The organism is Bradyrhizobium sp. LA2.1 (genome assembly GCF_040547725.1).
In the GTDB taxonomy this organism is placed as follows: Bacteria; Pseudomonadota; Alphaproteobacteria; order Rhizobiales; family Xanthobacteraceae; genus Bradyrhizobium; species Bradyrhizobium barranii.
Genome location: NZ_JBEPQI010000009.1, coordinates 25,672 through 46,842 on the forward strand (window position 1 = coordinate 25,672; position 21,171 = coordinate 46,842).

Below are 21,171 nucleotides of genomic sequence, written 5' to 3' on the forward strand. Positions count from 1 at the left end.
GGACGATGAGCACAGGCAACGAAATTGAGCGCGAGCGATCTGAGAGCGAGACGGAGCCTCAGATCTTTTCCGCGCTCCTGACGCCGCACCGCTCGCTGAACCGCACCGGCTTCCTCGCCGTGATGCTGTTCCTGAGCGTGGTGAGCTTTGCCACCGGCCTCGCCTTCCTGATGATGGGCGCGTGGCCGGTGTTCGGCTTCTTCGGCCTCGACGTGCTGGTGATCTGGTGGGCCTTCAAGGCTAATTTCCGCACCGCGCGGGCGCGCGAGGAGATTTCGGTCACGACGTCTGAGCTGCGGGTGCGGCGCGTCAGTCATCGCGGCCAGGTCGCCGAATGGACGTTCAATCCGCTCTGGGTCCGCCTCGACATGGAGGTCGACGAGGATTTTGGCATCGAGCATCTCTATCTGATCTCGCGCGGCCACCAGATCCAGATCGCCCGTTTTCTCGGTCCGGACGAAAAGGCAAGTTTTTACAAAGGCTTGGTTGAGGCCCTGAACGCTGCCAAGCGCGGCCCGACCTACAACCCGGTCTCCTGAGTCCGGATCGGAAATCGGGTGGTTTCGGCCCGGCGCCACGCCTACATTTCCAGTCATGATGACACTCGCCATAAATGACCAGCGCCTGGCCAAGCCGGGCTCCCAGAACGCCGCGTTGCGCGATTACGACTCCGTGCGCCGGGCGATCGCGTTCATCTCGGAGAACTGGCGCAGCCAGCCGGCCATCGAAGCGATGGCGGATGCGGCGGGCGTCACGCCGGATGAGCTGCACCATCTGTTCCGTCGCTGGGCCTCGATCACGCCGAAGGCGTTCATGCAGGCGCTGACGCTCGATCACGCCAAGGGACTGTTGCGGGACTCCGCGAGCATCCTCGATGCCGCGCTCGACTCGGGTCTTTCAGGACCGGGCCGGCTGCACGATCTCTTCGTCACCCATGAAGCGATGTCGCCCGGCGAATGGAAGAACGGCGGCGCGGGCCTGACGCTGCGCTACGGCTTCCATCCCTCGCCCTTCGGCACGGCGATCGTGATCGCCACCGACCGCGGCCTGTCAGGACTTGCGTTCGCCGATCCCGGTGAGGAGAAGGTCGCGCTCGCCGACATGACGCGGCGATGGCGCAACGCAACTTACGTCGAGGATCACGAAGGCACCGCGCCGCTCGCACAGCGCATCTTCGACACCAAGCTGTGGCGGCCGGATCAGCCGTTGCGCGTCGTCATGATCGGCACCGATTTCGAGGTGCGGGTGTGGGAGACGCTGCTGAAGATCCCGATGGGTCGCGCGGTGTCCTATTCCGACATCGCCTGCAACATCAACAGCCCGAAGGCCTCACGCGCCGTCGGCGCTGCGGTCGGCAAGAACCCGGTCTCGTTCGTCGTGCCCTGCCACCGCGCGCTCGGCAAGAGCGGCACGCTCACCGGCTATCACTGGGGCATCACACGCAAGCAGGCGATGCTGGGCTGGGAAGCCGGGCAGCTGGGGATGCAGTAGGCCCCGCTTCCCTAGGGTGGGCAAAGGCGCATAGCGCCGTGCCCACCATTCTTCCGCGATCGCTGACACATGGTGGGCACGCTACGCTTTGCCCACTCTACGACTCCGCGCTTGTGGCGAAGCTCAGCCCGCCAGATCCAGCTTCGAGGCCACCGTCGAATCCGCGTTGAGCCGGTAGATGATCGGCACACCGGTCGCGAGCTCGCGCTTCAAAATGCCTTCGGGCGAGAGCTTTTCCAGCACCATGATCAGCGCGCGCAGCGAGTTGCCGTGGGCGGCGACCAGCGTGCGCTTGCCGTTGAGCACGCCGGGCAGGATCTCCTGCACGTAATAGGGCAGCGCGCGCGCCAGCGTATCCTTCAGGCTTTCGCCGCCGGGCGGCGGCACGTCGTAGGAGCGGCGCCAGATCAGCACCTGGTCCTCGCCCCATTTCTTGCGGGCGTCGTCCTTGTTGAGGCCGGAGAGATCACCATAGTCGCGCTCGTTCAGCGCGAGATCTTTGGAGGTCGGCAGGCCCTTCTGGCCGAGCTCGCCGAGAATGAGATCGAGCGTGTGCTGCGCGCGCGTCAAGACCGAGGTGTAGGCGACGTCGAACACGAGGCCCTGCGCCTTCAGCTTGCGGCCGGCTTCCGTGGCCTCCTTCACGCCGAGCTCGGTGAGATCAGGATCCTTCCAGCCCGTGAACAGGTTCTTCAGATTCCACTCGCTCTGACCGTGGCGCACGAGCACGAGGAGACGTTCGCTCATTGACTGCTTTCCATTCAGGTTATTGTTGAGGAATGATCTTGGCGGAAAGCCGCTTCACATCTTGCGCTGACGCGGCCCTTCGGGTCCGGTTCATGCTCCGGCTCGCTCAGATGTCCGCGAGACCGAGCACGTCGGCCATGGAGTAGTGCCCCGGCTTCTTGCCATGCGCCCACAGCGCCGCCTTGAGCGCGCCGTGTGCGAACAGCATGCGGTCTTCGGCGAGATGCGACAGCGTCAGGCGTTCGAACGGACCGAGGAAGGTCACGCTGTGCTCGCCGGCGACGGTGCCGCCGCGCAAGGAGGCAAAGCCGATGTCGCCCGGCTTGCGCGCGCCGGTGATGCCGTCGCGGCCGCGATCCGAATGCTCATCGAGCGAGATGCCGCGGCCGGCGGCAGCGGCCTGGCCCAGCATCAGCGCAGTGCCCGAGGGCGCATCGATCTTCATGCGGTGGTGGGTTTCCACGACCTCGATATCGAAGCTCTCGTCGAGTGCCTTGGCGACGCGCTTGACCACCGCGGCGAGCAGATTGACGCCCAGGCTCATATTGCCCGACTGCACCACGACCGCACGGTTGGTGACGCTCTTGATCACGGCGTTGTCGGAGGCCGACAGTCCGGTGGTGCCGATGACGTGCACGATGCCGCGCTCGGCCGCGATCGCGACATTGGCGATGGTCGCGGCCGGCACGGTGAAATCCAGGATGCCGTCGGCATCTTTCGACATCGCCCAGAGGTCGGCCGAGAGTTTGACGCCGTTGGCCGGCAGGCCCGCGAGTACGCCGGCATCCTTGCCGAGCAGCTCCGAGCCGGGCGCCTCCAGGGCTCCCGCCAGCACCGCGCCTTCGGTGTCGGCAATCGCTCGTGCCAGCGCCCGGCCCATCCGGCCGCCTGCCCCGGCAACAATCAAACGCATATCGGACATAGTTCACCCTCTCCACGCCCTATAGCGGGAGCGGGCCGTTCCGGCAACCGATCAGGCCTTCAAAAGGCCCGTGGCGCGGGTCTCCCCAAGCACAGATGCAACGCTAGAGCATGAGCTCCAGGTCTTTCCTGAGCACGACCTGGCCATCGCGCTCTACAACATAAGTGGCCTTGTAGGAGCCGCGTTCCCACCCCCCGGGAGGTCGCTTCTTCCCCGCAAAGAGCATGAATTGCGCCTTGTTGGCCTGAAGTGGTGCAGACCGATTTTCCGCGATGACGTTGTCGAGGGGATCCTTGATGAGCAGCCATTGCGCGTCGCCCGCCTTCAGCCCGATAGCCCGCACGAACGCGACGATCGCCATCGAACCGGCGGACGGCTTTTGGCTCTCGGCACTGCCGTCCTCGATGAGTTCCATCGTGACCGGCCCCGTCGTAAAGCCCGCATTGAGGATGGCTCGTTCCTGGTACTCGAGTTTCGGGCGGAGGGCAGCAAGCCAGAGCGATTGACCGCCCTCGCAAGACTCGGGGCGAACGCCGTACGCAAAGGGATCGACCACCGCGCCATTGTGCCTCACGGTGAAATGCAGGTGAGGATACTCCGTGAGGCCGGAGAGACCGACACGGCCGAGCGGCTGTCCTAGGTCGACCTTGTCTCCAGGCTTGACCGACACACTGCCGGCGGCGAGGTGGCAGTACTGGGTTTCCCACTGCTCCGGATGTTCGATGACGACGCCATTGCCACATTCGGCCTCGCGCACCGCTTCGCGTCCCGATTTTGTGAAAGCGCCGTCCGGCGCGTCATTGCGTGTACGAAGAATACGGCCGCCTGCCGCCGCGCGCACGTCCACGCCGGCCCTTTGCACCGGCAGTGAGGGCAAACGAAAATCGGTGCCGTTGTGGTCGTCATAAGTCAGCGTGCCGCATTTGTAATCTCGCGCCGACCGCGACGGATCGAGATCCGTGTAATTCTGGATGTAGCAGGTGCGGCCAGGCTCGCAGGCAATCGGCAGCGCCAATTGAATGCTCTGGGCATGGGCAGGGAAGCCGGCCCCGGCCAATGCCAGGGCAGCGAACATCCGGTAGAGGAAACCTGCGCTGCCCATGCGCCTCGACATCGCGGAGAACCCCGTACTCATTCAGGCGAATGCTTGCCGGCCGTCCGCAATCTCATCGGACCCTCTTCGTCCAATCGACAATCGGAGGCCGGCCGGCTCACCCAGTTCTCGCGCCTGCCAGCGCCAAAAGGCGATTGGGTGAGATGATACAGAAGAAAGAACTCCGACTGTCGGTTGATCCCCAGTTTGAGCATGATCCTCTTGGTGTAGGTTCGCACCGTTGCCTCGGTCAGCCCAAGCTCGGCTCCAATATCGCGAGGGCACTGGAATTGAAGAATCCGGGCGACGATTCTTTCCTCAGCCCAGTTCAAGCCAAAGGCAGATGCGATGCAATGCGCGCCCTGCACGTCATCGAATTGCGGCACGACGATGAGGGCCTGTCCCAGCTTGTCATGCGTTGGAACAGCGCCGATCTTGGCGAAGGCGAACTGCTGACGATCCGTCGAAAGCGGTACCGTAGTGTTGAACCATCCATGAGTCCCGCTCTCGATGAGCACTTTCCCGATTGCCCCCCGCAAGCTCTCGGTCACGGAAGCGCATGAGCCAGCAAGCCTGCCTCCTTCCATCCTGAGCAACTCGCGCTTGGCAAGCAGCACGCGTCCACCACGATTGACTGCGTAAATGTGCAGGCCCTGGTCCACGACGATGGCGGGAAAGGTCAGCTCTTCGAGCCAGAGTTGCGCATCGACCTGCCCCGGCGCTTGCCGGGCAAGTGAATGAGCAGCCTTCCATAACGGGCGCACGGTATGCGCCAAGCCCGGAATCTCCGATGCCGCAAGCGCGGCCGGTCGCCATCCGGCCACGAACACGACCGTGGTTCGCTCATCGGAAGCAAACCTGCCAATGACTGAATGACTCTTTACCGGGGGTTCCGCGCCGATCAACTTGCGGACGAAGGAGGTCCGGGAATTGATCGGCTCGAGCGAGGCGACGTCCTCGGCCGTGCCCTTGCGCGCAAATCGCTCAACCATCGCCGCGCATGACGGATCGGCAGGAGCATCTCCGATCCTGGCTTCTTCCAGCCCGGAGGCGGATAGCATGGCTACGTAGCAGCTCCGGCAGCCGAGCAATTCCGCCATGGCCTTTGCGAAATATTCCATTGCGGCCTGTTGCGGGCGTGGCTCCGGACAAGACCCAGACGGACCGCATCCGTCATTGCCTTGCTTCGAGGCGCGCTCGACGCAATCGGAACGAAAATCATCCTGTGCGGAAGGTAGTGCCTTACTGCACTCATGCACGGTCGCCTCCCTCATAGGCCGGCCCACCCCTTACCAGCGCTTAATTCTCCCTGAACGCACGGTTGATCCGTAACGTCATCGGCTGCAAAAGATATTCCGCAAAGGTTCGTTCCCCCGTCTCGACAAATATCTCGACAGGCATTCCAGGCATCAATGTGGAGATGTAGGAGGCCGTCGGCGCGTTGGGGTCCAGCTCAACCTCGGCCAAATAGGAGCTGTCGCCGGAATGGGTGTCGGTCAGTGCGTCTGCCGCAACGCCGACGACCCTTCCCTCGAGCATCGGCCGGCGGCGAATGTTCAGCGCGTGAACTCGCACACGCGCCATCTGTCCGACATAGACCTCTTCCCGATCGGCAGGCTTCAATGTCGCCTCGATGACAAGCCGATCTTGCATCGGAACGATTTCCAAAAGGGTTTCCCGAGGTCCAAGCACGGCATTGAGGTCCCTGCTGTTGAGGCCGACGATCCTTCCACTTTCCGGGGCACGCAATTCAGACCGGACAAGCTGGGCACGCAACGCGGCAATTCGATGTCTGAGGTCGCCGATCTCCTCGCTCGTCGCATGCCGCTGCTTGGCGATATCCTGATTTTGGTTGAACCCCAGTTGCCTGCGTCTGTCCTGCAACTCCGCGATCTTGCCCTGCATCTCCGAGATTGACGCGGCATTGCGATCGACCTGTCCGGTGGCCTCGGCTTCGGCGCGTTGCAAGGCCAGCAAACGTGGTTTCCGGGCGAGGCCCTTTGCGAGGAGATAACTCGTGTCGGCGATCTCTTCCCGCAACAGCTTGAGTTGCTGTTCAAGCCCTTGGGTGTTGCTCTGCAGGCCGCGGATGGTGTCCGCGTTTTGCAGCATCTGCTGATCGATCACCTTGCGCTCGTTCTCAATCGCGGCCAGTCGCGCGGCAAATTCGGCCTCCTGGGTTTGAATGGCGATACGTGCGGAGAGACGCGTCGCACTTTCCCGCAATTCGTCCGGAAATCGGATTGACTTCGCGGCGTCCTGCTCCGCCGCCAGTCGGGCCTCCATCGCCAGATCAGCAAAGAACTTCGTTTCGAGGGAACCAAGGCTCCCTTCGATCTGCGCAGTGTCGAGCCGTGCAATGAGTTGACCGGCTTCGACGTGATCGTTCTCCCGGACATAGATCGATTTGATGATTCCGCCTTCCAGATGTTGCACTGCCTTGCGCTTCGAATGGACCTTGATGAATCCTGGTGCCACCACGGCGCCGCGGAGCGGAACCGTGGTTGCCCACAAGCCGAAGCCGCAAAATTGCAGGACGAGCAATACACAGCCCCATGCGATGATCCGTCGCATGTCGGATCGCGGTTGCTCCGTCGGCCACGTCTTCGACGGACCTGCAACAGGCGCGGACATCGCGGAGGCATGACCGGTCTGCGTCATGGAATGACCCTCCTGCCTGGCAACCTCTGAGGTTCGACATTGCGCGGGAGCCCTGGCGAACCCGGTACCGGTGCCGGCCGCTGGGCGCGAAGAACATCATATGGCGGTCCGAAGGCGACCTGGTTGCCGTCCCTCAACAGCAGCACGGCATCGGCGATGGTCAACAGCCGCGGCCGGTGAGTGACGATCACCGACGCCGCGCCGCGCGCTTTGGCCGATTGAATGGCGGAGCACAACGCTTCTTCGCCGTCCGGGTCGAGATTGGCATTGGGCTCATCCAGCAGGATCAATTTGCGATCGCCGAAGAAGGCGCGTGCAAGACCAATGCGCTGACGCTGGCCACCGGATAGCCTGCAGCCGTCGCGGCCGATCTCGGTCTGGTAGCCGGCCGGAAGGGACAGGATCATCTCATGCGCCTGCGCGAGCATGGCCGCGGCGACGATGGCCTCGTCCCGTGCGTATTCATCAAACCCGGCAATGGCTTCGGCCACCGTTCCTTCCAGGAGCTGCACGTCCTGGGGGAGATAGCCGACGAATTGCCCAAGCTGGTCGGGATCCCAGGTATGGAGTGCTGCGTGGTCCAACCGGATCGTACCGCTGGTCGGCCGATCGAGGCCTGCCATCAAGCGCAGTAATGTGGATTTTCCGGCGCCGGTCGGCCCGATCACGACGACAAGCTCGGACGGCCGGCATTGAAAGGATATGCCCGCGAGAATGGGACGCTGCGTCCCGCCAATCCGGAATGTCACCCGCTCGACCTTGAGCATGCCGGCTGGCGGCGGAAGCAACGTCTTCCGCGGACGCGCAAGAACCGGCATCGCGGCATTGCAGACCTGCGTCCAGGCGTCCTGCGCAGATGCCAACGCGCGCCAGGCCGAGACCAATCCTTCCATGGGCTGCAACGTGCGCGCTATCAGGATCGAGCTCGCGATCAGACTGCCGGACAGCACCTCATTCTGGAGCACGAGCCAGGCACCGCAGCCGATCGCGGCAATCTGCAGAATGGTCCTGACCATTCGCGCGGCGGCGCTAATCGTGTAGATGCGTTCGCTGGCCCGCACCACCGGAGACAGGGCTTCGTCATTGAGGCTCATAAACGCGCGGATGGCGCCCCGGGTCCAGCCCATCGCCCGCACCACGCTGGAGTGCCGGACGATTCCATCGAGCAACGCCTGCGTCTTCAACGCGGCCTGCGAAGCCTGCGCAATTTCGCCGCGCGCGATCCAATGGCTTGCAACACCCATCGCCAGCAGGACCCCCACCCCGATCAGGGCTATGACGCCATACCAGGGGTGCAGGAAGAACAGGATGAGAATAAACACCGGGAGGAACGGAGCATCGATCAGCGATGTGACCGTTCCGCTCGACAGGAAAGTTCTCAACTCGCGAAGCTTGACCAGATCGTGCTGCCGGCCGTCGCCCGGCGCCGCGCCGGTGATGCTGCCTTCGAGGATGATCGGAGCGAGGCAGTGCTCGAACCCAACCGCGAACCGGCTCAACAGGCGGTTACGAAACGTGTCGAAGGCGGCGCTGAAGGCGAGAGCGCCGACGGCGATGACGGTCAGGCCGACAAGCGTCTCGACGCTTCCGCTGCTGAGCACGCGGTCGAACACTTCGATGGAATAGAAAGGTACGACCAGCAGCAGCAGGTTTACGGACACGCTGAAACAGACGATCCACACCAGTGCGAATCGTCCCGGAATCAAGGCCACCAGCAATCTCTGACCAGATGCTGGGATCACACCACGGTTACGCGAATACATAACTTGCCGGCACTATCACTGACTGAAATGAGGGCGGGGCGGCCTGAAAGCCGCCCCGCTACTAGTCGGCGCTAGACAACGTCAACGGCCGTATAACCGGCGGCAGTGTTGATTTCGGCGATCGACTCGAACGGTGTCGCGCCGCCCGTGATGCCATCGAGCTGGATGGCGCCGAAGCCGAAATCCAGCACGGTGTTGGTGCCGTCGTCGTCCACTACCACTGTAGCCGGGTCAAAGCCTGGCGGAGCGTCGACAACAACGGCATCGCCATCGGCAAAGCTGAGATCGGTGACTTCATCGTTGCCGAAGTTCGTAGCTGTGTTGTCGCCGAAATTGTGCGTATCGGTACCAGCACCGCCCGTCAGCACATCATCGCCGAGTCCACCGTTGAGGACGTCGGCGCCATTGCCGCCGGACAACTCGTCATCGCCGTTACCGCCGTTCAGGGTGTCATTGCCGGCGCCGCCCGACAGGATGTCAGCCCCAGCCCCGCCGTTCAGGACATCGGTGCCGTCGCCGCCATCGAGCGTGTCATCTCCGGCGTCGCCGTCGAGCGTGTCGTTGCCGGTTCCGCCGCTCATTTCGTCGTCACCGGCGCCGCCGCTCATGGCATCGTTGCCCGCGCCGCCGGCCATCTCGTCGTCTCCGGCATCGCCGAACATCGTATCGTTACCGGCGCCGCCGTCCATGATGTCGTCGCCCGCGTCGCCGTGCATGGTGTCGTTGCCATCGCCACCGTTGAGCGTATCGGCGCCCAAACCGCCGTTCAGGATGTCGTCACCGGTACCGCCGTTCAGCAGGTCATTGCCAAGTCCGCCGTTCAGCGTGTCGTTGCCGGCATCGCCATTCAGAGTGTCATCTCCGAATCCACCGTTGAGTAGGTCGTTACCGTCGCCGCCATTCAAGACGTCATTGCCGGCGTCGCCGCTCAACGTATCGTCGCCGGCGTCGCCCCACAGGGTGTCGGCACCCGCGCCGCCATGAATGTCATCATTGCCGTCGCCGCCGTGGATGCCGTCGTCGCCGGCGTCACCAAAGAGCTGATCAGCGCCGGTTCCGCCATCGATGGTGTCGTTGCCTTGGTCGCCGTGGATAATGTCGGCGCCGGCATTTCCGTTCAGCGTGTCGTCGCCCGCGCCGCCGTTGATCGTGTCGTCGCCGGCGCCACCGGTGATCGTATCGATACCGGCATTTCCATCAAGGATGTCGTTGCCGGCACCGCCATCGATGGAATCATTGCCCGCGCCGCCGCTTACGTCATCATTGCCGTCCAGGCCAGTAATGGTGTCGTTGCCTTGAAGGCCAAAGATCTGATCGTCTAAATTCGTGCCAGGCAACACATCGTCGCCTGCTGTTCCGATGATTAGTGCCATGATCTTCACTCCCTTTGCATGGAAATGCGCGATGCGGGTCGCCTTGCGGCCCGTCACGGACGTCGCAGATTTCGGGTTGGCTTGATGCCCATCACCGATCGATGTGGGCTCCGATCAAGCAACCTTGGATGAAACGAGAGCGATCCAGCAATCCCCATTTGGGGACAAAAGAATACGGCAAGCTGGTGGACCCAATGACGGCCACGGTTTTCGTCTCAGGCGCGAACGACCCTCAGGCGTTCAAGCGAATGAGTCCGTCAAGGTGATGCAAGGTGATGTCGATGTGAGTGCGAGCGGAGATGTCCGCGACGCTCTCCTGATCGCGTGCGATGATCGCACGCGCGTGCTGTCCGCGAGAGCCGGATGATGCTCGCGTCAATCCAGGATAGGCTCTCGCGACGATCCGTCTTCAGGGCTGCGGGCCGTCATAGCCCTCGATGATGATGAGGTCGGCGATGGAGTGCGGCTGGCGCACCTTGATGTTGGCCTGGTATTCCGGCGAGTTGTAGCAGGCGATCGCGGTCTCGTAGTCGGGAAATTCAATCACGACGTTGCGCGAGCGGCTGGCGCCTTCGACGGTGGTGAACTTGCCGGCGCGAACGACGAAGCGGCCACCCCATTTCTTGAAGATCGGACCGTTGGCGACGGCATAGGGCTTGTAGCCCTCGTCGCTGCTCACATCCACGCGCCCGATCCAGTAGCCCTTTGCCATTGTTCTTCTCCCTGCTTGTTGATCTCTATCTAAGCATGATCCGACCGGAAAACCGCTGCGCGGTTTTTCCGAATCATGCGCCGAGCGCCTGCGCGATCTCGGCCTGGATGGCTTCCGCGATCGCCTTGGGGTCGGTGGCTTCAACCACCGGCCGTCCGACGACGAGATAATCGGCGCCCGCGGCAATTGCGCGGCCCGGCGTCATGATGCGTTTCTGGTCGCCGCTCGCAGAACCCGCCGGCCGGATGCCGGGGGTGACGAGATGCATCTGGTGGCCGACGATCTTGCGCAAGGCGCCGACCTCCTCGGGCGAGGACACCAGCCCGTCGACGCCGAGCACCTGCGCCTGCTGCGCGCGCGCTTCGACCAGCTCGGCGACGCTGAGCCGATAGCCGGCCGCGTGCAGATCGTCGTCGTTGTAGGACGTCAGCACCGTGACGGCGAGAATCTTCAGGCTCGCGCTGCCGCGGCCTTCGACCGCGCCCTTCATGGTCTGCGGATAGGCGTGCACGGTGACGAAGGTTGCACCCAGCCTGGCCACACTCTCCACACCACGCGTGACGGTGTTGCCGATGTCGTGCATCTTGAGATCGGCGAACACCTTCTTGCCCTTGTCGGCGAGCTTGCCGATCAGCGGCAGGCCGCCGGCATAAGCGAGCTGATAGCCGATCTTGTAGAAGGTGACGCTGTCGCCGAGCCTTGCGATCATCGCCTCCGCGGCGTCAACGCTGGGCAGGTCGAGCGCAACGATCAGGCGGTCCTTCGGGGCGATCTCGGCTGGCGTCATGTCACCTCACATCATGCGTTGGGAAATGTCGATCAATTGCCGCACCAGCTCCTTCAACGCGGCGATGTCGCCTTCGTTCGTGAGCCTGTCCATATCGTCATAGGCCTGGTCGGCAAAGGCGAGCGTGAGCTGGCTGGCAATCACATTGGCGTGGCAGGAGGTCAGGATCAGCCGCAATGCCTGGAGCGCACGGGCCGCGCCGAGCCGGCTCTGCGAGGCGCCGGCGAGCGCGAAGGCGCGGTTGCGAAACACGTCGCCGCGCGTCTCGTGCAGCTCATGTACGCGGCTGACCCAGTCGATCGCGTTCTTGAGCAGCGGCGGCACCGAGGCGTTATATTCGGGCGAAACGATCAGCACGCCATGATGCGCGCCGATCATGCGCTTGAGATTGATGGCGTGCTTGGGCGCGCCCGACTTGGCCTGGAGATCGCCGTCATAGATCGGCAGCGGAAAATCGGCGAGCGAGATGCGGGTGACGTCGACGCCGGCCTGAGCGAATTCATAGGCGGCGACCGCCGCCAGCTTCGCATTGTGCGAGCCGGTGCGCAGCGAGCCGGGAATGACCAGGATTTTGGGTGCGGACATCCACTTCCATGCGTTCGGCGAAACGAGTCCGCCGCGCAAAAGGGAATGCCGACGGAATTAGTCCTTGCGATACACCCAGACGCGGGCCGGCGGAAGGTTCATCCAGATCCGTTCCGAGGCCTCTGTGGACACGCCGGGCAGCGATTTCGGGATCGGCGGCACCACCGCATAGGTGAACTGCACGAAGGGCGCGCCCGGGGTCAGCGCCGCGAAGGCGTCGCGGACCAGCCGGAGCCGCGTCAGCATCGGTTTTGTCACGAGCGGCAGGCCGGAGACGACGGCGGAGGCCGGTGCGCTGAGCACGTTCCAGAGCGTATCGCGCAGGCGATAGGCATCGCCCTGCACCACCTTGGCTTGCGGATAGCGGTCGCGCAGCAAGGCGCAGAAGCCGGGATTGTATTCGACGAGGACGAGGCGCTTCTGGTCGACGCCACGCTCGACCAGGGCCGAGGTGATGGCGCCGGTGCCGGGCCCGAGCTCGACCACGGGTGCGTCTGAATTGACGTCGACGTAATGCGCCATGGTCCGGGCGAGCAGCTTGCCCGAAGGCATCACTGCACCCATGTGCAGCGGCTTTTCGATCCACGACCTTAGAAAGCGCACCTCGTCGTCGAGACGGGGCTTCTTCAACGCACGCGCGGACGATGGCAATGGCATGTCGGGACCGGACGGGACCGCGGGACCGCGGCGTGTCAGAAAATGGTCATAAACAGGTATAGGCCGAAGGCGGAACGGTCAAGACGAGTCAGGTTGCCCGATTACTGAATAGATCCTTGACCTTGGCGAAGAAGCCGACCGATTCCGGCTGGGTATTGCCGGAGGAGAGCTTTTCGAATTCCGCCAGCAATTCCTGCTGCTTCTTGGTGAGATTCTGCGGGGTCTCGACGGCAACCTGAACGTACATGTCGCCCATCTGGCGCGAGCGCAGCACCGGCATGCCTTTTGATGCAATGCGGAATCGGCGGCCCGACTGGGTTCCGGCCGGCACCTTCACCTTGGTTTTGCCGCTGTCGATGGTCGGCACCTCGAATTCGCCGCCGAGGGCGGCCGTCACCATCGAGATCGGCACCCGGCAGTGCAAATCGGCGCCGTCGCGCTGGAAGAGCTGGTGCTGGGCCAGCGACAGGAAGATGTAGAGGTCGCCGGGCGGGCCGCCGCGAACCCCGGCCTCGCCCTCGCCGGCGAGCCTGATCCGGGTGCCGTCCTCGACCCCCGGGGGAATGTTGACCGACAGCGTCCGCTCGCGGGTGACCCGGCCCTGGCCGGAGCAGGACGGGCAGGCATCCTCGATCATCTGGCCGCGGCCCTGGCAGCTCGGACAGGTGCGCTCCAGCGTGAAGAAGCCCTGCGACTGCCGCACGCGACCGGCGCCGCCGCAGCTCGAGCAGGTCTTCGGCTTGGTGCCGGCCTTGGCGCCGATGCCCGAGCAGGCCTCGCAGGTGACCGAGACCGGAATCTCGATCTGCGCGGTCTTGCCGCCAAAGGCTTCCTCGAGCGTGATTTCCATGTTGTAGCGCAGGTCGGCGCCACGCTCGCGGCCGCCACGGCCGCGCTGCCCGGCCATGCCGAACAGGTCCTCGAAGATGTCGGAGAAGGAGGAGGCGAAGCCCGCGCCGAAACCGGCGCCGCCGCCGCCCTGCTCGAAGGCCGCATGGCCGAAGCGGTCATAGGCCGCGCGCTTGTCCTTGTCCTTGAGGACCTCGTAGGCCTCGTTGATTTCCTTGAACTTGACTTCGCTGGTGTCGTCCCCGGGATTGCGGTCCGGGTGGAATTTCATCGCAAGCTTGCGGAAGGACGATTTCAGGACGGAATCGTCGGCAGTGCGTTCGACTTCGAGCGTTTCGTAATAGCAGCGCTTGGTGGACGTGGACATGTTGAACTCGGTCTATCCAATCGCGATTCAAGTCGGAGCGGAACAACGTCGCCAGGAGACGATATAGGCAGCCCTTTGCTTGGCGGCAGAGGGCGGCACGGCGACGTTCATCATAACGGCTGGGAATTGATCGATCGTAACGGGGACACGCCCCGCCGAGCCCGACACGACGGCCTCCCCCGTGAGGGGGGAGGCCGGTAGCGCGTGTGGGGTCCAAGCCGTCCGCATCATCACCCTCTTGGGGATCAGGCGGACTTCTTGTTGTTCTTGTCGTCGTCGACTTCGGTGAATTCCGCGTCGACGACGTCGTCCTTGGCCGCATCCTTCTTGGCGTCGGCCTCGGCCTGCTGCTTGTACATGGCCTCACCGAGCTTCATCGAAGCCTGGGCCAGCGTCTGGGTCTTGGCCTTGATCGCCTCGGCATCGTCGCCCTTCAGCGCTTCCTTGAGGTCGCTGACGGCATCCTCGATGGCGCGGCGCTCGGGCTCGGCGACCTTCGAACCGTGCTCGGCCAGGGCCTTCTCGGTGGAGTGCACCAGGCCATCCGCCTCGTTCTTGGCGGTGACGGCCTCGCGGCGCTTCTTGTCCGCCTCGGCATTGGCCTCGGCGTCCTTGACCATCTTCTCGATGTCGGCTTCCGACAGGCCGCCGGAGGCCTGGATGCGGATCTGCTGCTCCTTGGCCGTGGCCTTGTCCTTGGCCGAGACGTTGACGATGCCGTTGGCGTCGATGTCGAAGGTCACCTCGATCTGCGGCATGCCGCGCGGAGCCGGCGGAATGCCCATCAGATCGAACTGGCCGAGCATCTTGTTGTCGGCCGCCATTTCACGCTCGCCCTGGAAGACGCGGATGGTGACCGCGTTCTGGTTGTCCTCGGCGGTCGAGAACACCTGGCTCTTCTTGGTCGGGATCGTGGTGTTGCGGTCGATGATACGGGTGAACACGCCGCCCAGCGTCTCGATGCCCAGCGACAGCGGGGTCACGTCGAGCAGCAGCACGTCCTTGACGTCGCCCTGGAGCACGCCGGCCTGGATCGCGGCACCGATCGCCACGACTTCGTCCGGGTTGACGCCCTTGTGCGGCTCCTTGCCGAACAGCTGCTTCACGACTTCCTGGACCTTCGGCATGCGCGACATGCCGCCGACCAGAACGACTTCGCCGATCTCACCGGCGGTGACGCCGGCGTCCTTCAGCGCCTTGCGGCAGGGCTCGACCGTCTTCTGGACGAGGTCGTCGACCAGCGCCTCGAACTTGGCGCGGGTGAGCTTCATCGTCAGATGCTTGGGGCCGGTCTGGTCCGCGGTGATGAAGGGCAGGTTGATCTCGGTCTGCGTCGTCGACGACAGCTCGATCTTGGCCTTTTCAGCGGCTTCCTTCAGGCGCTGCAACGCGAGCTTGTCGTTGCGCAGGTTGATGCCCTGCTCCTTCTGGAACTCGTCGGCCAGATAACCCACGAGGCGCATGTCGAAGTCTTCGCCGCCGAGGAAGGTGTCGCCGTTGGTCGACTTCACCTCGAACACGCCGTCGCCGATTTCGAGAATGGAGATATCGAACGTGCCGCCGCCAAGATCGTACACGGCGATCGTGCCGGTCTTGGTCTTGTCCAGACCATAGGCGAGCGCGGCCGCGGTCGGCTCGTTGATGATGCGCAGCACTTCAAGGCCCGCGATCTTGCCGGCGTCCTTGGTCGCCTGGCGCTGGGCGTCGTTGAAGTAAGCGGGAACGGTGATGACGGCCTGGTCGACCTTCTGGCCGAGATGGGCTTCCGCGGTCTCCTTCATCTTCTGCAGGATGAACGCAGACACCTGCGAGGGCGAGTAGGTCTGGCCGTCGGCCTCGACCCAGGCGTCGCCGTTGGAAGCCTTCACGATCTTGTACGGAACGAGCTTCTTGTCCTTCTCGACCATCGGGTCGTCGTAGCGGCGGCCGATGAGGCGCTTCACTGCGAAGAACGTACGCTCGGGATTGGTAACGGCCTGGCGCTTGGCAGGCTGGCCGACGAGGCGCTCACCGTCGTCCGTCACGGCGACGATCGAAGGCGTCGTGCGCATGCCTTCGGAATTCTCGATGACTTTGGCGTTCTTGCCATCCATCACGGCGACGCACGAATTCGTGGTGCCGAGGTCGATCCCAATGACCTTTCCCATGGTCCTGATATCCTTGTTTTTGCGGCAGGTTGGCTGGGCCCAAGAGGCACCCGCTCCAAACCCCCTAAGATCAAACATCCGCGATATTGCGATGGTTGACGCTCATATAGGAGGGGGGGAGGGGCCCGCAAGGACCGAACGCAAGTTTCGGCCATGAAAACATTGGGTTTTGGAAGATCATATCCGGGCTCAACCGCCCTTGCGGGTGAGGAATTATTAACAGGTTCAGGCGTCAGGCCGGCCCCGCCACCGTGATCTGCCCCGCCCTGTTACCGGCGGGCTAAACCCGTTAAAAGGCGGTCGGCCGGACCGCCGCCATCAAGGCGGCTTTGCGCGACAAAGCGGCCCAATGGCCGACCATCGAACGGCCTCAATGTGAACCAATCAGAGTGCCCATGAAGCTCATTCGCCCCCTCGCCGCGCTCGCCGTTCTCGTCGCCACAGCGCTTCCGGCCCTTGCGGCCGATGCCGTTTTCCCGCCCGGCTTGCGCCTTGGCATGGTGCCGCTGGTCGGCCTGAGCACGGCCAAGACGTTTCCGGGCTTCGAGAGCGAGGACGGCAGCGTCAAGGTGCTGATCACCGAGCTGCCGCCGGCGGCCTATGGCGAGGTCGTGAGCGCCTTCAATTCCAATCCCGGCGGCACCGCCGGCGTCAAGCAGGACAAGATCGAGACCCCCGCGGGTCTTGCTTATTTCACCATGGAAAGCGGCAAGGCCGGCGAGACGCCGGTGAAGCGCTACTCGATGATCGTGCCGGGCGCCGGTTTCTCCGGCTATGTCGCGGTGCAGATCCCGGAGAACGCGACCAAGATCTACACCGACGAGGCGGTGCGGCAGATGTTTGCGAGCGCCGTCACCCGCAAGCAGGTCTCGGCCGAAGAGCAGATCGGGCTGATGCCGTTCAAGATCACCGATCTCGCCGATTTCAAGGACATCCGCACCCTGGCGCCGGGCTCCAGCATCATCCTGGCCGACGGCAATGAGAGCTCGGGCTATGAATCCAAGCCGTTCATGATCCTCGGCCTGATCGGCGCCACCCCGCAGCAGGCCGACGATCGCGCCCGCTTTGCCCAGGAGGCCGCGCTCCAGATCCCCGGCGTGCGCGAATCCCGCGTCACCATGTCGGAGCCGATCCGCATCAACGGCCAGCAGGGTTTCGAGACCCGGATCGACGGCGTCAGCGGCAAGGACAAGACGCCCGTGACCGTGGTGCAGTGGATCCGCTTCTCGAGCGGCGGTGCCTCGCTGCGCATCATCGCCAGCGCCCCGCGCGACCAGTGGTCGGCCGCCTTCACCCGCTTCCGCGCCGTGCGCGACGGCATCCAGCCCAAGGGTTAGTCCGAGGGTTAGTCTCAAGGGTTAGCCCAAGCGCTGGACAGAACCGGCTGCATTTTCGGGCTTCTGTTCGTATACGAACGGAACTAGGCTTCCTTCCATTGGATCATCCTGGAGGGAGGCGAACGATGCTTGATCGACGACAAATCCTCGCGGCGCTTGGGACAAGCGCTCTCGTAGCCCTTGCTCCAACCGCGCTCCTTGCGGCCGCATCGATCAAGCCGGACGATGCCTCCGCGCTGCTCGTGATCGACGTGCAAAACTGCTTCCTGCCCGGCGGCAGCCTCGCCGTTAAGGAAGGCGAGCAGGTCGTTCCCGTCATCAACAAGATGGCGAAAGCGTTTGCGAACGTGGTGATGACCCAGGACTGGCACACGCCGGGCCACATCTCGTTTGCGTCAGTGCATTCCGGCAAGAAGCCGTTCGAGACCGTCGATCTCCCTTACGGCAAGCAGGTGCTGTGGCCCGACCATTGCGTGCAGGGCACCGATGGCGCCGCGCTGTCGAAGGACCTTGCGATCCCGCATGCCGAGCTCATCATCCGCAAGGGTTTTCACAAGGACGTCGACAGCTATTCGGCCTTCCTGGAAGCCGACGGCAAGACCTCGACGGGCCTCGCCGGTTACCTGAAGGGCCGCAAGATCAAGCGCGTCTTCGTCGCCGGCCTCGCGACAGACTTCTGCGTCGCCTGGACCGCGCTCGATGCGCGCAAGGCGGGCTTCGAGGTCTATGTGGTGGAGGACGCCTGCCGCGGCATCGACACGCAGGGGTCGCTCGCAAAAGCCTGGGCCGACATGGCCAAGGCCGGCGTGAAGCGGATCCAGTCCGCGGATATCGCGGTGAGCGCGTAAGCGGCGCGAAAAGCTGCCAAACCCTCATCCTGAGGAGCGTGCTCCTTAGCACGCGTCTCGAAGGATGAAGGCCGAGCTGCAACAGCCGGGCCTGCATGGTTCGAGACGGCGCTGACGCGCCTCCTCACCATGAGGATCAACCAGTGCGCCGCTCAGTTCACTTCGTTGCTGTTCGCAGCCGGCGCAGCCTTGGTGCCGCCCTTGGCGACACCGACCAGCGCCGGGCGCAGCACGCGCTCGCCGATGGTGTAGCCGGCCTGCATGACCTGCACGACGGTGCCCGCAGGCACCGACGCATCCGGCACCTCGTACATCGCCTGCTGGAAGTTCGGGTCGAACTTCTGGCCCTGCGGATCGAACTTCTTGACGCCGTGCTTTTCCAGCGCGTTGAGCAGCGAGCGCTCGGTGAGCTCGACGCCCTCGATTAGCGAGGTCAGGCCGGGATCGGCCGCGGCACGGGCCTCGGCCGGAACGGCATCGAGCGCACGCTGGAGATTGTCGGCGATGTCGAGCACGTCACGGGCAAAGCCGGTGATGCCGTAGAGGCGGGCATCGGCGACCTCCTTGGTGGTGCGCTTGCGCAGATTTTCCATCTCGGCCAGCGTCCGCAGCATGCGGTCACGCGCCTCGGCGGCTTCCTTCTGCAACAGCTCGACCGAGCCGGGCTCCGGATCGTCGGGCATGATGTAGGGTTTTGACACCACGGGCTCATCGGTCGGTGGGGTCGTGTCGTCGGGCTGCCGGTCTCGATCGGTCATCGGCTCTCTTCTCGAACTCGTCTCAAGGGATTGTTGGCCCGGATATCGTGCCTAAGCTCACGAAAATCAAGCGCCCGTGATCGGAGGAAACGCCGGTCAGCCCCCCAGGAGGCGGCTGACGATGCGCGCGGCGTAGTCCACGGTCGGGATTACGCGGGCATAATTCAGCCGCGTCGGGCCGATCACGCCCAAAACACCGACGATGTGGCCGGCGGCATCCCGATAGGGCGAGATGATGGTGGAGGAGCCTGACAAGGAAAACAGTTTGTTCTCCGAGCCGATGAAGATCCGCACGCCCTCGGCGGTCTCGGCGCGTCCCAGAAGGTCGATCACGCCGCGCTTGGTCTCGAGATCGTCGAACAGCAGGCGAACGCGCTCGAGATCCTCCAGCGCGTGCAGATCCTCGAGCAGGTTGGCGTGGCCGCGAACGATCAGCTGGCGGTCCTCGTTCTCGCCGCCGGACCAGCTCGCAATACCGGCCGAAATCACCTTTTGCGTCAGCTGATCGAGCTCGGCGCGGGCTTCGCCGAGCGCGGTTTCGAGCTCGAGCCGCGCCTCGGCCAGCGTGCGGCCGCGAATCCGCGCATTGAGGAAATTACCGGCTTCCGTGAGCGCCGAGGAGGGAACTCCCGGCGGCAGCGACAACACGCGGTTTTCGACCTGACCGTCCTCGCCGACCAGGATCACCAGCGCCTTCTCGGGTTCCAGCCGGACGAATTCGATGTGTTTCAGCCGCGCATTGGATTTCGGGGTCAACACGACCGCTGCGGCGCGGGTGAGACCGGACAGCCGCGTCAGCGCCTCCGACAGCGCCGCCTCGACCGATTGGGCGTGACCCACCGACGTCAACTGGCTCTGGATCGACTGCCGCTCGGCGTCATTAAGGTCGCCGACCTGCATCAGGGCGTCGACGAAGAAGCGCAGGCCGAGTTCCGTCGGCAAGCGGCCGGCAGAGGTGTGGGGCGCATAGATCAGGCCGAGCTGTTCCAGGTCGGCCATGACGTTGCGGACCGAGGCCGGCGACAGCGGCATGGCGATCAGCCGCGAAATATTGCGCGAGCCGACCGGCTCGCCGGTCGCGAGATAGCTTTCGACAATTTGACGAAAGATGTCGCGGGAGCGCTCGTTGAGCTGGGCGAGGCCTGCGCGCGGCGCGATCAGATGGATCGGATCGTGATGGGCCACGGACGGTAACTCCTCTCAGACGCTTATAATTTGTCCATCCCGGAGGGTTCTGACAAGCGTGGCGTTTGCGGGGTGGAAAACCCGGGGTGAAAAAGCCTTGCCGCCCACCCTCACCCCACCTACAAGCACCGCGAATAGCCCTTTTCCGAGAGTTTTGGAGGATTTCCCATGCGGCCAAGCCGCCGTGCGCCCGACGAATTGCGCCCCGTGACGCTGGAGCGCGGCGTGGTCAAATATGCGGAAGGCTCCTGCCTGGTGAAATTCGGCGACACCCATGTGCTGGTCACCGCCACGCTGGAAGACCGCCTGCCGCCGTGGCTGAAGGGCCAGGGCCGCGGCTGGGTCACCGCCGAATACGGCATGCTGCCGCGCGCGACCTCCGAACGCACCCGCCGCGAGGCCTCCGCGGGCAAGCAAAGCGGCCGTACCGTCGAGATTCAGCGCCTGATCGGCCGCTCGCTTCGCACCATCGTCGATCTCGAAGCACTCGGTGAGCGCCAGATCACGGTCGATTGCGACGTGCTCCAGGCCGACGGCGGCACCCGCACGGCCTCGATCACCGGTGCCTGGGTCGCGCTCGCCGATTGCATCAACTGGATGAAGGCGCGCAACATGATCAAGGCCAAGGTGCTGCGCGACAACGTCGCCGCGATCTCCTGCGGCATCTACAACGGCACGCCCGTGCTCGACCTCGACTATGCCGAGGATTCGGAAGCCCAGACCGACGCCAATTTCGTCCTGACCGGCGATGGCCGCATCATCGAGGTGCAGGGCACCGCCGAACGCGAACCGTTCACACAGGACGAATTCCTCGCGCTGATGGCGCTGGCCCAGAAGGGTATCGCGCGGCTCGTGGACTTGCAGAAACTGGCCGTGGCGTAGTCAATAG

The 21,171-nt window shown here is 63.9% G+C and carries 20 protein-coding genes; 5 read left to right on the forward strand and 15 right to left on the reverse strand.

The features are described 5' to 3' along the window. Positions 1-5 precede the first annotated feature (5 nt). The gene (locus ABIB95_RS18980; protein ID WP_354241204.1) at positions 6-539 is read left to right on the forward strand and encodes a DUF2244 domain-containing protein; all 534 of its coding nucleotides are present in this window, start codon (positions 6-8) and stop codon (positions 537-539) included. A gap of 55 nt (positions 540-594) precedes the next feature. Beyond that, positions 595-1,491 (forward strand): methylated-DNA--[protein]-cysteine S-methyltransferase, encoded by an 897-nt coding sequence (locus ABIB95_RS18985; RefSeq protein WP_028148809.1) that lies wholly within the window; start codon positions 595-597, stop codon positions 1,489-1,491. 123 nt (positions 1,492-1,614) lie between these two features. Here ABIB95_RS18985 and ABIB95_RS18990 read toward each other — a convergent pair whose 3' ends face one another. The 13 genes from ABIB95_RS18990 to dnaK all read right to left on the reverse strand — a co-directional run bounded on the left by ABIB95_RS18990 (position 1,615) and on the right by dnaK (position 16,154). Beyond that, positions 1,615-2,238 carry a 2,3-bisphosphoglycerate-dependent phosphoglycerate mutase gene (locus ABIB95_RS18990; protein WP_028155497.1) on the reverse strand — a complete coding sequence of 208 codons (624 nt, stop codon included), beginning with the start codon at positions 2,236-2,238 and terminating at the stop codon, positions 1,615-1,617. A gap of 106 nt (positions 2,239-2,344) precedes the next feature. Next, the gene (gene dapB, locus ABIB95_RS18995; protein ID WP_028148808.1) at positions 2,345-3,160 is read right to left on the reverse strand and encodes a 4-hydroxy-tetrahydrodipicolinate reductase; all 816 of its coding nucleotides are present in this window, start codon (positions 3,158-3,160) and stop codon (positions 2,345-2,347) included. A 103-nt stretch (positions 3,161-3,263) separates the two neighbouring features. Next, positions 3,264-4,262, reverse strand: coding sequence for a M23 family metallopeptidase (locus ABIB95_RS19000; protein WP_084794912.1), 999 nt, complete (start codon positions 4,260-4,262; stop codon positions 3,264-3,266). A 29-nt stretch (positions 4,263-4,291) separates the two neighbouring features. Further along, a complete protein-coding gene (locus ABIB95_RS19005; RefSeq protein ID WP_354177358.1) occupies positions 4,292-5,374 on the reverse strand; it encodes a helix-turn-helix transcriptional regulator in 1,083 nt (360 codons plus the stop codon). 178 nt (positions 5,375-5,552) lie between these two features. Continuing rightward, a complete protein-coding gene (locus ABIB95_RS19010; protein WP_085404977.1) occupies positions 5,553-6,914 on the reverse strand; it encodes an HlyD family type I secretion periplasmic adaptor subunit in 1,362 nt (453 codons plus the stop codon). After that, positions 6,911-8,626, reverse strand: a complete 1,716-nt coding sequence (locus tag ABIB95_RS19015) for a type I secretion system permease/ATPase (RefSeq protein WP_354241532.1) — start codon at positions 8,624-8,626, stop codon at positions 6,911-6,913. The genes ABIB95_RS19010 and ABIB95_RS19015 overlap by 4 nt, the downstream gene beginning before the upstream one ends. Before the next feature lie 122 nt (positions 8,627-8,748). Next, positions 8,749-10,107, reverse strand: coding sequence for a calcium-binding protein (locus tag ABIB95_RS19020; protein ID WP_354241207.1), 1,359 nt, complete (start codon positions 10,105-10,107; stop codon positions 8,749-8,751). A 352-nt stretch (positions 10,108-10,459) separates the two neighbouring features. Next, positions 10,460-10,762 carry a DUF1330 domain-containing protein gene (locus tag ABIB95_RS19025; RefSeq protein ID WP_063980243.1) on the reverse strand — a complete coding sequence of 101 codons (303 nt, stop codon included), beginning with the start codon at positions 10,760-10,762 and terminating at the stop codon, positions 10,460-10,462. 73 nt (positions 10,763-10,835) lie between these two features. Continuing rightward, on the reverse strand, positions 10,836-11,549 hold the full coding sequence (pyrF, locus tag ABIB95_RS19030) for an orotidine-5'-phosphate decarboxylase (protein WP_354241209.1): 714 nt from the start codon (positions 11,547-11,549) through the stop codon (positions 10,836-10,838). Between the two features lie 6 nt (positions 11,550-11,555). Beyond that, positions 11,556-12,134 carry an NADPH-dependent FMN reductase gene (locus ABIB95_RS19035; RefSeq protein ID WP_354241211.1) on the reverse strand — a complete coding sequence of 193 codons (579 nt, stop codon included), beginning with the start codon at positions 12,132-12,134 and terminating at the stop codon, positions 11,556-11,558. A 57-nt stretch (positions 12,135-12,191) separates the two neighbouring features. After that, the gene (locus tag ABIB95_RS19040) at positions 12,192-12,791 is read right to left on the reverse strand and encodes a class I SAM-dependent methyltransferase (protein ID WP_028148799.1); all 600 of its coding nucleotides are present in this window, start codon (positions 12,789-12,791) and stop codon (positions 12,192-12,194) included. 88 nt (positions 12,792-12,879) lie between these two features. After that, positions 12,880-14,007, reverse strand: coding sequence for a molecular chaperone DnaJ (gene dnaJ / locus ABIB95_RS19045; protein ID WP_063980245.1), 1,128 nt, complete (start codon positions 14,005-14,007; stop codon positions 12,880-12,882). Between the two features lie 245 nt (positions 14,008-14,252). Next, positions 14,253-16,154 carry a molecular chaperone DnaK gene (gene dnaK, locus ABIB95_RS19050; RefSeq protein WP_028148797.1) on the reverse strand — a complete coding sequence of 634 codons (1,902 nt, stop codon included), beginning with the start codon at positions 16,152-16,154 and terminating at the stop codon, positions 14,253-14,255. Positions 16,155-16,549: 395 nt separating this feature from the next. Between dnaK and ABIB95_RS19055 the strand changes: the two genes are divergently transcribed. Both ABIB95_RS19055 and pncA read left to right on the forward strand, forming a co-directional pair. Beyond that, positions 16,550-17,491: a hypothetical protein gene (locus tag ABIB95_RS19055; protein WP_208083799.1), complete on the forward strand. Its 942-nt coding sequence runs from the start codon at positions 16,550-16,552 to the stop codon at positions 17,489-17,491. 125 nt (positions 17,492-17,616) lie between these two features. Beyond that, positions 17,617-18,339 (forward strand): bifunctional nicotinamidase/pyrazinamidase, encoded by a 723-nt coding sequence (gene pncA / locus ABIB95_RS19060; RefSeq protein ID WP_028155509.1) that lies wholly within the window; start codon positions 17,617-17,619, stop codon positions 18,337-18,339. Between the two features lie 152 nt (positions 18,340-18,491). On the opposite strand, the gene grpE is transcribed toward pncA, so the two are convergent. Together grpE and hrcA are read right to left on the reverse strand one after the other, a co-directional pair. Next, positions 18,492-19,097, reverse strand: a complete 606-nt coding sequence (grpE, locus tag ABIB95_RS19065) for a nucleotide exchange factor GrpE (RefSeq protein WP_063980247.1) — start codon at positions 19,095-19,097, stop codon at positions 18,492-18,494. Between the two features lie 96 nt (positions 19,098-19,193). Further along, complete coding sequence (gene hrcA, locus ABIB95_RS19070; RefSeq protein ID WP_063980248.1) at positions 19,194-20,282, reverse strand: heat-inducible transcriptional repressor HrcA; 1,089 nt, start codon at positions 20,280-20,282, stop codon at positions 19,194-19,196. A gap of 168 nt (positions 20,283-20,450) precedes the next feature. On the opposite strand from hrcA, the gene rph reads away from it, so the two are divergent. After that, positions 20,451-21,164 carry a ribonuclease PH gene (gene rph / locus ABIB95_RS19075; protein ID WP_014490830.1) on the forward strand — a complete coding sequence of 238 codons (714 nt, stop codon included), beginning with the start codon at positions 20,451-20,453 and terminating at the stop codon, positions 21,162-21,164. Positions 21,165-21,171 lie beyond the last annotated feature (7 nt).

Excerpts from the sequence above, each read along its gene's own strand:
- ABIB95_RS18980 (WP_354241204.1), top strand. The coding sequence starts at position 6 with ATGAGCACAGGCAACGAAATTGAGCGCGAGCGATCTGAGAGCGAGACG.
- ABIB95_RS18985 (WP_028148809.1), top strand. The coding sequence starts at position 595 with ATGATGACACTCGCCATAAATGACCAGCGCCTGGCCAAGCCGGGCTCC.
- ABIB95_RS18990 (WP_028155497.1), bottom strand. The coding sequence starts at position 2,238 with ATGAGCGAACGTCTCCTCGTGCTCGTGCGCCACGGTCAGAGCGAGTGG.
- dapB (WP_028148808.1), bottom strand. The coding sequence starts at position 3,160 with ATGTCCGATATGCGTTTGATTGTTGCCGGGGCAGGCGGCCGGATGGGC.
- ABIB95_RS19000 (WP_084794912.1), bottom strand. The coding sequence starts at position 4,262 with ATGGGCAGCGCAGGTTTCCTCTACCGGATGTTCGCTGCCCTGGCATTG.
- ABIB95_RS19005 (WP_354177358.1), bottom strand. The coding sequence starts at position 5,374 with ATGGAATATTTCGCAAAGGCCATGGCGGAATTGCTCGGCTGCCGGAGC.
- ABIB95_RS19010 (WP_085404977.1), bottom strand. The coding sequence starts at position 6,914 with ATGACGCAGACCGGTCATGCCTCCGCGATGTCCGCGCCTGTTGCAGGT.
- ABIB95_RS19025 (WP_063980243.1), bottom strand. The coding sequence starts at position 10,762 with ATGGCAAAGGGCTACTGGATCGGGCGCGTGGATGTGAGCAGCGACGAG.
- pyrF (WP_354241209.1), bottom strand. The coding sequence starts at position 11,549 with ATGACGCCAGCCGAGATCGCCCCGAAGGACCGCCTGATCGTTGCGCTC.
- ABIB95_RS19035 (WP_354241211.1), bottom strand. The coding sequence starts at position 12,134 with ATGTCCGCACCCAAAATCCTGGTCATTCCCGGCTCGCTGCGCACCGGC.
- ABIB95_RS19040 (WP_028148799.1), bottom strand. The coding sequence starts at position 12,791 with ATGCCATTGCCATCGTCCGCGCGTGCGTTGAAGAAGCCCCGTCTCGAC.
- dnaJ (WP_063980245.1), bottom strand. The coding sequence starts at position 14,007 with ATGTCCACGTCCACCAAGCGCTGCTATTACGAAACGCTCGAAGTCGAA.
- dnaK (WP_028148797.1), bottom strand. The coding sequence starts at position 16,154 with ATGGGAAAGGTCATTGGGATCGACCTCGGCACCACGAATTCGTGCGTC.
- ABIB95_RS19055 (WP_208083799.1), top strand. The coding sequence starts at position 16,550 with ATGAAGCTCATTCGCCCCCTCGCCGCGCTCGCCGTTCTCGTCGCCACA.
- pncA (WP_028155509.1), top strand. The coding sequence starts at position 17,617 with ATGCTTGATCGACGACAAATCCTCGCGGCGCTTGGGACAAGCGCTCTC.
- grpE (WP_063980247.1), bottom strand. The coding sequence starts at position 19,097 with ATGACCGATCGAGACCGGCAGCCCGACGACACGACCCCACCGACCGAT.
- rph (WP_014490830.1), top strand. The coding sequence starts at position 20,451 with ATGCGGCCAAGCCGCCGTGCGCCCGACGAATTGCGCCCCGTGACGCTG.